At 73.4% G+C, this 13,044-nt stretch carries 11 protein-coding genes and 1 pseudogene; 10 read left to right on the top strand and 2 right to left on the bottom strand.

Annotation, left to right across the window (positions count from 1 at the left end; translation table 11 throughout):
* Window positions 1-31 precede the first annotated feature (31 nt).
* On the top strand, window positions 32-250 hold the full coding sequence (locus tag WA788_RS10690) for a hypothetical protein (RefSeq protein ID WP_335974982.1): 219 nt from the start codon (window positions 32-34) through the stop codon (window positions 248-250).
* Window positions 251-260: 10 nt separating this feature from the next.
* On the opposite strand, the gene WA788_RS10695 is transcribed toward WA788_RS10690, so the two are convergent.
* A complete protein-coding gene (locus tag WA788_RS10695; protein ID WP_335974986.1) occupies window positions 261-3,410 on the bottom strand; it encodes an AfsR/SARP family transcriptional regulator in 3,150 nt (1,049 codons plus the stop codon).
* Window positions 3,411-3,801: 391 nt separating this feature from the next.
* Between WA788_RS10695 and WA788_RS10700 the strand changes: the two genes are divergently transcribed.
* From WA788_RS10700 to WA788_RS10710, 3 genes are all read left to right on the top strand, one after another.
* Entirely contained in the window at window positions 3,802-4,227 is a 426-nt protein-coding gene (locus WA788_RS10700; protein WP_335974990.1) for a nuclear transport factor 2 family protein, read from the top strand.
* A 177-nt stretch (window positions 4,228-4,404) separates the two neighbouring features.
* Window positions 4,405-4,779: a helix-turn-helix transcriptional regulator gene (locus WA788_RS10705; protein ID WP_335974994.1), complete on the top strand. Its 375-nt coding sequence runs from the start codon at window positions 4,405-4,407 to the stop codon at window positions 4,777-4,779.
* Window positions 4,780-4,921: 142 nt separating this feature from the next.
* Window positions 4,922-5,338 carry a VOC family protein gene (locus WA788_RS10710; RefSeq protein ID WP_335974998.1) on the top strand — a complete coding sequence of 139 codons (417 nt, stop codon included), beginning with the start codon at window positions 4,922-4,924 and terminating at the stop codon, window positions 5,336-5,338.
* 125 nt (window positions 5,339-5,463) lie between these two features.
* On the opposite strand, the pseudogene WA788_RS10715 reads toward WA788_RS10710, so the two are convergent.
* Window positions 5,464-7,431, bottom strand: a pseudogene (locus tag WA788_RS10715) (PfkB family carbohydrate kinase); the annotation flags it as partial.
* A gap of 72 nt (window positions 7,432-7,503) precedes the next feature.
* Here WA788_RS10715 and WA788_RS10725 point away from each other — a divergent pair.
* From WA788_RS10725 to WA788_RS10750, 6 genes are read left to right on the top strand one after another with little or no spacing between them, the layout of a single operon-like run.
* Entirely contained in the window at window positions 7,504-7,842 is a 339-nt protein-coding gene (locus WA788_RS10725) for a hypothetical protein (RefSeq protein WP_335975003.1), read from the top strand.
* Window positions 7,842-9,332, top strand: coding sequence for a GMC oxidoreductase (locus tag WA788_RS10730; RefSeq protein WP_335975008.1), 1,491 nt, complete (start codon window positions 7,842-7,844; stop codon window positions 9,330-9,332). The genes WA788_RS10725 and WA788_RS10730 overlap by 1 nt, the downstream gene beginning before the upstream one ends.
* The gene (locus WA788_RS10735) at window positions 9,329-10,378 is read left to right on the top strand and encodes a glycosyltransferase family 9 protein (RefSeq protein WP_335975013.1); all 1,050 of its coding nucleotides are present in this window, start codon (window positions 9,329-9,331) and stop codon (window positions 10,376-10,378) included. Before WA788_RS10730 ends, WA788_RS10735 begins: the two co-directional genes overlap by 4 nt.
* Window positions 10,375-11,424, top strand: a complete 1,050-nt coding sequence (locus tag WA788_RS10740; protein ID WP_335975015.1) for a GNAT family N-acetyltransferase — start codon at window positions 10,375-10,377, stop codon at window positions 11,422-11,424. The genes WA788_RS10735 and WA788_RS10740 overlap by 4 nt, the downstream gene beginning before the upstream one ends.
* Window positions 11,421-12,287 carry a hypothetical protein gene (locus tag WA788_RS10745; protein ID WP_335975020.1) on the top strand — a complete coding sequence of 289 codons (867 nt, stop codon included), beginning with the start codon at window positions 11,421-11,423 and terminating at the stop codon, window positions 12,285-12,287. Before WA788_RS10740 ends, WA788_RS10745 begins: the two co-directional genes overlap by 4 nt.
* Window positions 12,284-13,024 (top strand): hypothetical protein, encoded by a 741-nt coding sequence (locus WA788_RS10750; protein ID WP_335975023.1) that lies wholly within the window; start codon window positions 12,284-12,286, stop codon window positions 13,022-13,024. The genes WA788_RS10745 and WA788_RS10750 overlap by 4 nt, the downstream gene beginning before the upstream one ends.
* Window positions 13,025-13,044 lie beyond the last annotated feature (20 nt).

A 13,044-nucleotide genomic window follows, 5' to 3' on the forward strand; every position in this document is an offset into this window, starting at 1 on the left:
CGCCGGACACGCACCGAGGAAAGGACCCCCGATGTTCACCCACCGCGCCTTCCCCACCGCCTTCGCCGCCGTCGCCGCCGCCGTGCTCTGCGTACCTCTGGCCCTGGGCCTCTCCGCCGGCCGCGCGCACGCCCAGGCCGGTCACACCCCGGCCGGCCACACCGCCGCCCGGACCCTGGCGGCCGCGCCCGCGAGCACGGCCGCCGACGACTCCACCGGCGGCACCGACAGCACCGACCCCTGGGGCTGAGCCCGCGCTCTCAGCAGCCGTCCGCGCACTGACCGGTGAGGGCGGCCATGAGCTCCTCCGCCCGCTTCAGTTCCCGGGCCATCTGCTGCTTCCGGAAGACCGGGACCGCCGCTTCCAGCAGGCGGTCGGCCTGACGGCGCCGGTCACCGCGGAGCAGCAGCAGCGCCGCCAGGTCCAGGGAGACCGACGCGACACCGGAGTGGTCGAGGATCTCCTCACGAACGGACAGTGCCCGGGTGAAGAAGTCCTCGGCCTGCGCGGGCCGGCCCATCGACACGTTGACGCGGCCGAGATCGTGCAGCAGATGGCCCTCGCCGATCACGTCGCCGCTGCTGGAGACCATCGCGAGCACGTCGGTCAGGATCTGCTCCGCCTTGGTCAGCTCCCCGCGCTGCTGGTGCACTTGTCCAACCCGCTGCAACGCCCGGGCCTGGCCCCCGAGGTATCCGCTGCCGCGGTAGATCTCCAGCGCCTCCTCCAGTTGCGCCAGGACCCGGCCGGTATGGCCCTGCCGCAGCCAGATGTCGGCGCTCTGCGTCAGCACGGAGGCCCGGCCCACGTGGTCGCCGGCCCGGTCGAAGTCCCGCCGGGCCTGGTCGTAGAGGAGCAGTGCCTTGTCGTCGTTGCCCTGGACACGTTCCAGGAAGGCCAGGTCGCGCCGGCACAGGGCAAGGCCCTTGGGATCGGCCAGCTCCTCGAACAGCTTCTGCGACTCCGTCAGCGCGGCGCGGGACTCGCCGAGCTGGCGCCTGTTGAGGTAGAGGGTGCCCAGGGAGCCGAGCACCGCCGCGTGCCCGCGCCGGTTGCCGGCCTGGCGGACCGCGGAGAGCGCCTTGCGGTGGGTCCGGGCCCACACGTCCAGGTAGCCGCGGGCCTCGAAGAACGACACGAGGCTGACGGCCAGTTCCCAGCTGACCTCGTCCTCGCCGGTCCGCGCCGCGTGCTCCACGGCGATGCCCAGGTTCTCCCGCTCCCGGTCCAGCCACTCCATGGGGTCGGCCAGCAGTTCCCGGACATGGCTCTCGGGCGGCTGCCAGCGGATCGTCCCGCCGCGCAGGTAGTCGGTACCGAAGATCTTCCGGCCGGCCCGCTCCGCGAGCGCCAGCCATCCGCCGAACATGCGGCGCAGCGCCTCCTGCCGCTGCTGTCCCCCGATCTCCTCGGCGAGCCGTTCGCGTGCGAACAGGCGGATGATCTCGTGGAAGCGGTACCGGAAGTGCCCGCCGGCGTCGACGCCGACGACATCCAGCATCTGCACGTCGACCAGCGGTTCCAGCAGGTCCGACGCGTCCGGCCGCCGGTCGTCCACCAGCGCGCCCGCGAGCCATCCCGGCAGCGTCGAGCCCTGCGCCAGGCTGAGCAGGCAGAGCAGTTGGCGCTGCGGACGGCCGAGCCCGTCGTGGGTGAGCGACAGGCTCGCCCGCATCCTCATCTCGCCGTGGGCGAGCTCGTCCAGTCCGCCCCGCTCGTCGGCCAGGCGCCCCAGCATCGACGCCAGCGACCAGTGCGGCCGGGCGGCGAGGCGCGCCGCGAGGATGCGCAGGGCGAGCGGGAGTCCGCCGACCGCTCGGATGAGGGCTTTCGCGGCTTCCGACTCGCGGGCGACCCGATCGTGGCCGACAACGTTGCCGATCAACTCCAGCGCCCGGCCCGTGTCCAGGATGTCCAAAGTGACGCGGTGGGTGCCGGGAAGGCCGGTGAGCCGGTTCCTGCTGGTGACCAGGACCGCGCAGCTCCTGGAGCCCGGCAGCAGCGGACCGACCTGCGCCTCGTCCGCCGCGTCGTCCAGGACGACGAGCATCCGCCGGGTGCCCAGCAGGCTCCGGTACATCTCGGCGCGTTCGTCGAGCCCGTCGGGGATCAGGGAGCCGGGGATGGCCAGCGCTCGCAGGAAGCGGCCCAGCACCTCCCTGGCGTTGAGGGGATCGGGGCGCACCCCGCGAAGGTCGCAGTAGAGCTGGCCGTCGGGGAAGTACTCGTCGCTCAGCCGGTGGGCGATGTGGGTCGCCAGGGTGGTCTTCCCGATTCCGGGGCGGCCGACGATGGCGACGATCCCCATGGCCCGGCCGGAGCCGGTGGCCCGCAGCACGGCCTCGGCCTGCGCGATGACCGCGTCGTCCCCGACGAAGTCGGCGGTGTCCGCGAGGAGTTGGTGCGGCACTTCGTCGCGCTGCCGGTACTCGGCCTCGGCCTCCGCCCCGGCCTCGGCGTCGGCGTCGGGTATCGCTTCGGGTTTCGCTTCGGCTTTCCCCTCGGCTCTCCCCTCGGCCGCCGCTTCGGCTTCGGGCGGGCGGTGGGCAATGGCGGCCGGGGCGGAGGCGCCGCCCTGGGGTCCGGGTGACGGGAGGTTCAGGCCGATGCCCGTGCCGGCCCGAAGTGCCGGGTCGTCGGCGAGGATGGCGCGCTCCAGGTTGCGCAGGTCCTGGCTCGGCTCCAGGCCGAGTTCGTCGCGCAGCAGCGTACGGCCGGCCCGGTAGGTCTCCAGTGCCTCCGCCTGGCGTCCGGACCGGTGCAGGGCGAGCATGAGCTGTCCGCGGAACCGGTCACGCAGCGGGTACTCGCGGACCATCCGGCCCAGTTCGGCGATGAGCTGGGTGTGCCAGCCGAGGTCGAGCTCCAGTTGCAGATAGGTCTCCGTGGCCGCCAGGCGTTCTTCGTCCAGCTGGATTCCGGTGCGCTCCAGGGCCTTGCTGGAGATGCCGCTCAGGCAGATGCCGCGCCAGATTCCCACCGCGTGGCGCAGCGTCTCCGCCGCTTCGGCCGGTCTTCCCCCCTTCACCAGCGCGCGGGCCTCGGCCGTCAGGCGGTTGAAGACGGTCAGGTCGATCGACGCGTCGTCGACCTGGAGCAGGTAGCCCGGGGGCCGGGTCACGACCGACGCCTCGGACCCGGCCGCGGCAAGGGCCTTGCGAATCCGGGAGACACAGATCTGGACCTGGGTACGGGCGGTGTCCGGCGGGTTCTCGTCCCAGAGGACGTCCACCAGGTGGTCGGTGCGCACGATGCGGTTGCTGTGCAGCAGCAACGCGGCCAGCACCACCTCCTGGCGGCCCGGACGGATGCTCACCGGCCCGTCGGCGCCGAAGACCTCGAGCGGTCCGAGCAGGCGGAATCTCAGCCGTTCGTCGCGGGGCCGCTGCTCGTAGGGTAACTCCCCCACCAGGCTCTCCTTTCCGGCTCATGGTCGCCTTCGACAACGCCATTCGACTGCGCGAAAGTCCCCCGAGCCGCACACCGGCAGCGGCCTGTGCCCGTCGACGTGCATTCATGCATGTTACGTGAGCAACCCCGTAACTACCCAGCACGCCAAGGGGACACGCCACGCCGACGCGCCTGCCGTTCGGTGCGCGCCGCGGCCGACAGCTGGATCGTCCGGGCGTCGCCCCGGTCGCGTACCGCTGATCCGCGGCTGCCGGGCGGCGCCGCCGCCCGCCCCCATCGACCGGGGAAAGCGGCGCGATAGGGCCGGGTTATGCGCCCGGACGATGCTCGAAGGCGTAAGGACCGGCCGTCAAGGGCCCGGTCGCCGCACGAGGGAAACGGCCTCCGACATGAGCCGCGAGAATCTGGAACCCCGTTATCCCAGCACCGCCCTGACGGCTGCCGGGATCACGCACGCGATGCTGACCTACCGTTACCGGGACGCCGGAGACCTCGACGGCTACGGCTCCTTGCTGGACGAGGGAGTCGAGGTTGCGGAACCCGGCGCTCCCCGCTGTCGCGGCCGCGGGGAGGTCCTGCGGTCCGAGGCCGGTGCGACGGGCCGCCGCGGCAGACACCGGCTTCGCCGGGTGGTGGCCGAGGGGGACACCATCGTCGTCATCGGCCGGCTCTCGGCCCCGGACGGCAGCACCGCCGAAGACGGCCCGGAAGACGTGGAGTTCGTCGACGTCTTCACGTTGTCGGACGCGGCGCTGATCCTCGACTGCCGCAGGTACTACCACGCCGAGCCCTGGGCACCCCCGGCCCCGGCATGACCGGCGGACCGCGACCGGTCCGCACCGGTCCCCGCGCTACACCCCTTCCGGCGGTCGGCGCACCGCGGTCTCCAGCGCGGCCGCCGCCCGGTCCGGGGCGGCGGGGCCCACCCGGGGCCTGCGTCGCCCGCGTTCGACATTCGACGTCATCGATCCGCCCACGATGGGAGTTTGGAAATGACCCAGCCGACCGACCTCATCGGAAGCACTCGATCGTCGTTACGGTCCGCCGCGATCGGCCTGGCCGAGAGAAGCCTGCGGGAAGAGGACCTCAGCCCCACCTCGATCGCCCGCGGACTGAACGTCTCGGTCCGCACCCTGTACCGGGCCTTCGACGGCACCGGGGAGACGCTCATGGGCTATGTCCGCCGCCGGCGGCTGGAACAGGCCCGGGTCGACCTCATCTCGGGCCACGGCCACCTGACGGTGAGCGAGATCAGCCAGCGCTGGCGCTTCGCGGACAGCAGCCACTTCATCCGGGCCTTCCGGCAGCGCTACGGAACGACACCGGCGCGGATCTCCGACGCGCTCGTCGGCGCGGGCGATCCGTAGCCGAGGCCGCGCGGGCGGGTCCGGCCCAGAAGGCCGACGGGACGGCCCGCCCGCGCCGCCGGCAGTCACGGGGACTGCTCGAACGAGCAGTCCGGCCCCTCTTGTTGAAAGGCAGGTTGTCGTGCCCTCGTTCTCGATCCGCATGGATCACGTGCGCCTCGACGTCACGGATGTGGCCCGGTCGGCAGCGTTCTACGCGGCCGCGCTGCACCTGGAGCAGGTCGTCCGCTATGAGCTGGACCGGCGGACGATCCTCCAGATGGCGCCCGCCGGCATGCCCGCGGGCGTCGAACTCTGGCAGGAGGACGGCCTCCTGCCGGCGCCGCACCCCTCCCAGCACCTGGCCTTCTCCGTCGACGACGTGCCCGGGATCGTGGCCCACGTCCGGGCGCTGGGCTATCAGATCGTCGAGGAACCGCGGCGCATCGGCGGGGAGACCGTCGCGTTCCTCTCCGATCCGGACGGCCACTTGATCGAGATCAACGACTTCCGGGGCCGTGGGGTGGCCGAGGCGGGCAGGGCCCCGGACAGCTCTTCGAGCAGCAAGGTCGTCGAGTAGCCGTCGACGAAGGGCACGGTGACCACCTCGCCGCCCCAGGCCCGCACCGCCTCGGTCTCCGGCAGCTGCGCGGCGTGGTAGTCACCGCCCTTGACGAAGACGTCCGGGCGCAGCGCCCGCAGCGCGCGCTCGGGGGTGTCCTCGTCGAAGACCACCACCGCGTCGACCGAGCGCAGCGAGCGCAGCATCCCGGCCCGGTCGACCGCGGGCAGCACCGGCCGCTCCGGGCCCTTGAGCCGGGACACCGACTCGTCGCCGTTGATGCAGACGACCAGCAGGTCGCCCAGGCGGCGGGCCTCTTCCAGCATGGTGACGTGTCCGCGGTGCAGCAGGTCGAAGCACCCGCCGACCGCCACCACGGTGCCGCCGGCGGCCTGCACCCGCCGCGCCATGGCCAGCGGGTCCTCGTCCGGTCGGGCCTCGTCCGGGGCGGCCGGCCGGTCACCGGCGTTCCGGGGGCCGCCGTTCTCCACGTACGTGGTGGCGGCGTCCGTCGCGGCGGCCACCGCCTCGGCCGTCGTGGCGCCTTCGGCCAGCCGCAGGACCGTCGTCGCGGCGAACCGGTCCCCCGCCCCGCAGCTGTCGAGCGCGACGATCCGCCGGCTGTTGACCACCAGCGGGGTGCCGCCGCCGCTGTGCACCAGGACGGCGCCGTGCGCGCCCCGGGTGACCACGGCCTGCTCGGCCGGCCACCGGTCCAGCAGGGCCCGGGCCGCGGCGACGACCGCGGACAGGCCGTCAGGGCCGCCGGTCTCCTGCCGGCCCGTCAGCACCTCCGCTTCCCGCTGGTTGGGGGTGACCAGGCGGACTCCGGGTACCGCGGCGGTGCCCCGCGGATGCGGGTCCCACACCATCGGCACCCGGCCCGCCGCCTCGGACAGCAGCCGGCGCAGTCCCGGCAGCGCGGTCACGCCGCGGCCGTAGTCCGACACGAGGACCGCGTCGGCCCCGGCCAGCTCTTCGGCGGCGCCGTCCAGGCCGGCCGGCCGTATCTCGCCCGCCGGGCCTGCCTCGTCCAGCATCAGCAGGGTGCGGTCCGCGGTACGGATACGGGACTTGACGGGTGTCGGTCCGCTCAGGCCGAGATCGACGACACGGACGCCGGCTTCGTCGAGCAGGGTGCGCAGCAGGGCGCCGGGGGCGTCCTTCGACAGCGCGGTCACCAGGGTCACGTCGTGGCGGTCCGTCGCGGCGAGCACCGCGGCCAGGCCCGCGCCCCCGGGCCGGTGGGCCGTGTCGAGCCCGGCGAGGACCGGGACGGGTGCTTCCGGGGAGAGCCGGCTGACCGAGCCGGTGCTGTCCCGGTCGAGCAGGGTGTCCCCGACCACCACGATCCTCGGCCGCGTCGGGGTCCCGCTCCGCTCGGCCGGGACGGCGGCCGGAATCGCGGCCGGAGCCGCGGCCGGAACCGCGACCGGGCTCTCCGCGGGGGCCGGCGCGGCCGGCACCGGCGCCGGCTCCGTACCCGGCTCCGACACCGGTGCCGACGCTTCGAGCAGCCGCTCGTCGACCGCCGACGCGAGCAGGTGCACCACCACGAGCTGGCACTCCTGGACGTTGGCGGAGGTGCCCGCCTCGATCGCCAGTGCGTCGTCGGCGAGTTCGGCCAGCGGATTCGGCCCGGGCCCGGTGAGGGCCCAGGTGGTGGCTCCGGCCGCACGGGCCGCCTCCACGGCGTGGAGCAGGTTGGTGCTGCGGCCCGATGTCGACAGCAGCAGCACGATGTCGCCGGGCCGGGCGTGCGCCTCGATCTGGCGCGCGAACACCCGGTCGTATCCGTAGTCGTTGGCCACCGCGGTCACGGTGGAGGAGTCGGCGTGCAGGGCGACCGCGGCGACCGCCCGCCGTTCGCGCTGGTAACGCCCGACGAGTTCCGCGGTCAGATGCTGTGCCTCGGCCGCCGAGCCGCCGTTGCCGGCGGCCAGCAGCGTTCGCCCGGTACTGAGGCGGTCCGCGAGTTCAGCGCCCCAGCGCGTGATCCGGTCCACATCGAGACCGGCCAGCGCCTGCGCCAGACCTGTGAGATGGCTGTGGCTGTGGTCCGCGGACGCCGAATGGGCAGCCATGGTTTCTCCCTCGATGACACGCGACATCGGCCCGTATCCCTCAGGGGTACCGGGAGTCGCGCCGCTCGCTTCGTGGTTTTGCCAGCTACGACCTGATCGATGCCGCCCCTTCCGGGCGCGGAGATCCTGGTCGACGGTGATGCTTCGCCAGTCCAATACGGAATGTATAGCCAGAACAAATTCTCCGACGCCGGGAACCCGGACATTCCGGCCCGGATCGACCAAAGTTGGCGCTGCTTTTCCATTCGCGGCCCGGAAATTCCGTCCGGCTCCGGGGAGCGGTCGCCGAACGGCGGACAACCGGCCCGGCGGACGATCCGGAACCTGGCGCGCAAGTTCAATGAACCGCCTTTCGGCATGTCGTACGGTTCCAACTGGACGGCGCGAGGCCGTATCGGCACAACCGGCCGATTCTCTTGTCAGTTTGGCGGGACGTGATGACGACTCCTTGTGGGACACCGAACGGAATTCATCCGCCGTCAGCCGACGTGCTTGTCGTCGGCGGCGGACTCGCGGGGCTTTATCTGGCCCGCCGGATGGCCGCGACTCATTCGGGCAGCATTCTCGTCGTCGAGGCCGGGCCGGACGCCGGACACGGTCACCTCCGGTGGGAGCACGACCGGGAAAAGGCCGACCGGATATGGCTCGACCCCGCGTCCGATCCCTACTTCCGGCGGCCTTACCACCCCACCGCGACGGGGTTCGACGGAATTTCGGGTCTGCGCGGCCGGCTCGGCGGGCGGGCGCTGTACTGGGGTGGCGTCGCGCTTCCGATCGAGCCGTGGGCGCTGGCGGACGGCAGCTGGCCGGCCGAGGTCGTGGCCGATCTGACGATGCCGCGGAACGGCGAACCGCCGCTCTACGACTCGGTCGTCGCCGACCTGGAGAAGTGGGCGGGCGGCCCGCTCTGCGCCGGGCGCGGGTTCGAACTCGGCGGCCGCCGGTTCACCGAGGTGCCCCGGGCGGTGCTCGCCGAGGAGGGCTCCCCCCGCTGGCGGGCCTGGTCGCCGCTGGAGGACCTGCACGCCCCGGAGCGGCCCGGCGCGGTGTCCGTGCGCTGCGACGTCCAGGTGGTCGCGGTGGTGACCGGGCCGGACGGTACCGCCCGCGGGGTGCTCGTCGAGCACGACGGCGAGCGGACGGTGATCGGGGCCGGACGCGTCGTCCTGGCCGCGGGCACCGTCGAGAACAGCCGGCTGGTGTTGCAGGCGCTGCCACCTGACGACGCCACCGGGACCGCCTCGCTGCCGGGCCTGGTGGACAAGCTGGCGCAGGGGTTCGTGACGGCCTTCGCCCCGGCGGCCGTGCCGGAGCAGCTCCGGCCGTTCGCCGAGGCCGGCGGCCTGTTCATGGCTCCCGGCCCGGCCGGTTCGCGCTCCAACCTGTTCCTGCGCGTCTACACCAACGACCACGGCCTCACCGTCGTGGACTGCTACCTCATGGGCGAGCAGACCCGTCATCCCTCCGGCCGGGTGTGGTGCGAGCCCGGGCCGGAGCTGCCCTGGCCGACGTTCGCGGCCGGCCATGTCGGCGAGGCGGACCGGCGGTTGGCCGGCGACCAGCGGCGGGAACTGCGGCGGATGCACCAGCTCCTGGGCGGGCAGGCGGACACGACCGCGGCCCCCCTCGCGTTCGAGGACGGGTTCGGCTCGGCCGACCTCGCCGGCCGGATCACCGCCGGGGACAGCATGCAGGCGCCCGGACAGCCGGTGACGTACAGCTTCCCGCTCGGCTGGGAGCAGCACGAGGCCGGCACGCTGCCGCTGGGCGGCGCGGTGGTGGACGAGCGCGCCCAGGTGCGGGCGGTGCCGGGGCTGTACGTGTGCGGGCCGGCGACGTTCCCGCGCACCGGCGCGGCGAATCCCGCCCTGACCGTCCTCGCCCTTGCCGCGCGGCTGGCCGGCGAACTCACCGGGGTGCGCCGATGAGCGCCGCAGCGACCGGCCGGCGCAACGCGCTGCTGTTCCTCAACGGCGGCCTCGGCAACGGCATCATCCTCGCCCCGCTGCTGGCGGAGCTGGAACGGACGCTGCCCGGCCTGCGGTACTGGTCGCCGCCCAACGCGATGCTGGAGGCGGACTGGGTGCGCGAAGCGGCCGGCCTGCGCGGTCCGACCGCCGTCCTGCCCACGCTCTGGCGGCGGTTCCGCCCCGCCGACCAGCCGGCCATCGTGGAGTTCTGCCGGCAGCACGACGTCACGCTCATCGTCAACCTGCGCCACGAGGAGTGGCAGCGCGACGGCGACTACCTCGACTTCCGCGAACGGGCCGCCGGACTCGGCATCGAGTGCTGGGACATGCACGAGATCACCGAGCCGGAGAAGCTCCTGCCGATCGGCAGCCAGGCGGCGGCGTGCCTGCGCCGGCACGGGGTCGAAACCGACGGGGCCGACGCGGCGTGGCTTGCCGGGTACCGGGCGCCGCGGCCGGGGTCGACCGGCATCTGCGTGGGCGCGAGCACCCGGCCCAAGCGCTGGCCCGCGTCCCGCTGGTCGGAACTGATCGGCGAACTCGGCCCGGTCGAGGTCTGCTCGGGGCCGGACGAGTCGGAGCGGGAGATCGCGCGGGAGCTGGCCGCCCGCCATCCCGGCCGGGTCACGCTGCGCCTGGTGGACAGCACCACGGAGCTGCGGGACTGGATCGGCGGCCTGGAGCGGCTGCTGACCAACGACTCGCTGGCGGTGCACCTGGCAGCGGCGCTCGGCTGTCCGGTGGTCGCGCTGTACCTCGCCACCGACGCCCGGATCTGGTCCCCGCTCGCGCTTCCGGGACGGTTCCGGGCCGTGCAGAGCGGGCGGGCGCGCGCGTGCGCGTTCATGGGCGCGAACGGCACCTGCACCAACTACTACGACGTGTGCTTCGAGACCTGCCGTGACGGGGTCGCCGCGGCCGAGGTGCTGGCCGCGGCCGGCCGCCTGGCGCCGGCCGGCGCGAGCACACCCGACCATCGCGGCGAAGGAGCGGCAGCAGTATGAGGAATCGGGCGATCGCGGTCCTGGGCGGCCGAGCGGGCAACGCTGGTTCCAGCGCGCTGGAACTCGCCGACGCCATCGGCGGGGAGATCGGGCGCCGCGGGTACGGCATGGTCACCGGCGGGGACGGCGGTATCGCGGAGAGCGCGCAACGTGCCTGCGTGGCGGCGGGCGGGCAGACCCTGGGGCTGCTCAAGTGGAACCGGTTGGACGACGCCACCGACTGCACCACCTGGGCGCTGCCCACGTCGATGGACCTGGCCCGCAGCAACATCCTGAACTGGGCCGGGGACGGGGTGATCGCCTTCGAGGGCCGGTACGGGACGCTGGGCGAGATCGCGCTGGCCCTGGACACCGGGCGCCCGCTGGTCGTACTCGGGCAGCAGCCGTTCCTGGACGCCCGCGCTCTCGACGCGCCCACCTGCCGGCACTTCCCCGACCCGAAGCCGGAGGACGCCGCCTCGATCCTCGACAGCCTGGAAGAACTGATCGCGGCGTGCGCGCCGGCCCCGGTGCGGCCCGGCGCGGCACTGTTCGCCGACCAGGCGGCCGGCGCCGGCGGCATCGGACTGCGCCGGGCGGTGCCCGAGGATCTGGCCCTGTTCGAGCGGGCGTTCCGCGACGCCGAGGTGCGCAGGTGGTGGGACCTGCCCGCGGAACCCGAGCACCTGGCCCGGTTCCAGCACGAGCGCTGCCTGCCCTTCACGAAGGACGGCAGGACGGTCGGCTTCATCGAGTACGAGGTCGACTCCCGCACGGACACGGTGCGTCCGGACGTCGTGGTCGCCGCGCCGGAGGACCGGGGCCGCGGGCTGGGGTCCGCCGCGCTGGCCGCGTTCGCCGCCGCCGTCTTCGCGGCCGGCCACGCCCGGGTGGCCGTGCTGGCCGACGCCGCCAACACCCGCGCCCTGCGGTGCTACGAGAAGGCCGGCTTCCGCCACGTCGGAAGGCTGCGCTCCTACCTGCCGGGCCCGGACGGGCGGCGTGACGCGCTGCTGCTGGACCTGCTGCCCGATGACCTCAAGTCCGCTGAGGAGGACACGAAGTGAATACCCGTCAGACGACGCTGTCGGCCGAGGCGCAGGACCGTCTCGCCTTCGATCTGGCCGTGCGCCAGGACGTCTTCGGCGACGCGGAGTCGATCCGCGTGGCGGACGAGGACGTGGAGAGCTGGGGGGAGTACGCGCGGTTCCTGCGGTGCGGCCGCCCGATCGAGGTGCGCGGCGGGGCGCGGGTCCCCCGCTATCCGGCGGCGGACAAGGGCCCGGCGCTCTGGTTCTCCGGCGGCGTGGAGTCGACCTACACCCGGGAGGTGCTGGCCGCGCAGAACATCGAGCCGACCCTGCTGAGCATCCACGACTACGACCTGTTCGACGGGCCGGACCGCAAGATCGGCCAGATCCACTTCCTGTGCGCCGCCATCGCGTCCGCGCTCGGGTACGGGCCGGTCTATCTCGGCATGGAGCGCAACGACCTGCTGCTCGGGCACAGCGAGTTCATGCGCGGCTACTTCGAGCGGCACCCGCGTTTCGCCGACTGGTGGTCGCGGTACCAGCCGGCGCACCCGGTGCGTACCGTCGCCGGCGGCCTGCACAAGGAGGAGATGATCACCTGGCTGCACGAGCGGGACATCCCGATCCTCGGCACCTGCGACCGGCTGACGAACGGCGCGTGGTGCGGTGAGTGCTACAAGTGCTACGAGGCCTTCTACAGCGCGAAGGCCGTCGGCATCGACCTGGGGATTCCGCTGACCCGCCAGGCGTACGAGCTGTACCACGCCGAGTACGAGCGGTTCGTGGCCTCCGGGTTCACCGACAACTTCAACAACGCGTCCCAGCACTACGTCCGGCTCCAGATCACCTACGGGCCGCTCTTCGACCCGGACGCGGACTGCTGCGAGGTGCCGGCGTGAGCCCCCGGCCTCCCCGGCACGGCGCGGACGGCGCGGACGGCGCGGCCCCGATCACCGTCGTCCTGGAGTTCCCGGGAAGCGGCACCGCCGGACGCATCCGCGCGATGGACCTGGAGAGCCAGGGCTTCACCACCCGGTACCTGCTCGACGAGTTCCGGCCGCGGCGGACCGGGATCGACGAGTACGCCCGGCAGTTGTCCGAGCGGGTCGCGGAAGAGGACGTCGGCGCCGTCGTGTCCTACTGCGGCGCCGCCGCCGTCGGCCGGCACCTGGCCGCGCACTGCCGCCGGCGTCCCACGCTCGTGGCGCTGAACCCGGAGCCGACACCGGCGGCCGGGGTGGCCGGCCTGTTGCGGCGCACGCTGGCCCGGGTCCCGCTGCCGCCCGAGGAGGCGGAGCGCTACCGCGCCGACGCCGGCACCGTGCGCGAGGTCATCGCCCGCTGGCTGCCCGACATGGAGCGGGCCATGGCGCGGTCGTACGCCGGAGCACCGCTCAACCTCGGGCCGGTGGCCGACCGCCTCGCCGCCATGCAGGCCGACTGGCTCGCCCATGTCACCGCGACCTGCGATCCGGACCGGCGGCCGGCCGGCCCGGAGGAACTGCACCTGGTGGCCCGGGACCACCCTTGCGACCCGGACTGCCCGGCGAAGCACGAGACGGTCGAGGTCGGCCGGGCGGACTTCTTCGCGGCACCGCAGACCAGGGACGCGCTGATCGGTGTGCTCAGCGCCTGAGCACACCGCGTCACACCGGA

Source organism: Streptomyces sp. CA2R106 (assembly GCF_037034245.1).
GTDB lineage: Bacteria > Actinomycetota > Actinomycetes > Streptomycetales > Streptomycetaceae > Actinacidiphila.

What these genes read in the sequence shown, in the direction of transcription:
- WA788_RS10710 (WP_335974998.1), top strand. Translation starts at nt 4,922, where the DNA reads ATGGATCACGTGCGCCTCGACGTCACGGATGTGGCCCGGTCGGCAGCG.
- WA788_RS10700 (WP_335974990.1), top strand. Translation starts at nt 3,802, where the DNA reads ATGAGCCGCGAGAATCTGGAACCCCGTTATCCCAGCACCGCCCTGACG.
- WA788_RS10690 (WP_335974982.1), top strand. Translation starts at nt 32, where the DNA reads ATGTTCACCCACCGCGCCTTCCCCACCGCCTTCGCCGCCGTCGCCGCC.
- WA788_RS10740 (WP_335975015.1), top strand. Translation starts at nt 10,375, where the DNA reads ATGAGGAATCGGGCGATCGCGGTCCTGGGCGGCCGAGCGGGCAACGCT.
- WA788_RS10725 (WP_335975003.1), top strand. Translation starts at nt 7,504, where the DNA reads ATGCCGCCCCTTCCGGGCGCGGAGATCCTGGTCGACGGTGATGCTTCG.
- WA788_RS10730 (WP_335975008.1), top strand. Translation starts at nt 7,842, where the DNA reads ATGACGACTCCTTGTGGGACACCGAACGGAATTCATCCGCCGTCAGCC.
- WA788_RS10735 (WP_335975013.1), top strand. Translation starts at nt 9,329, where the DNA reads ATGAGCGCCGCAGCGACCGGCCGGCGCAACGCGCTGCTGTTCCTCAAC.
- WA788_RS10705 (WP_335974994.1), top strand. Translation starts at nt 4,405, where the DNA reads ATGACCCAGCCGACCGACCTCATCGGAAGCACTCGATCGTCGTTACGG.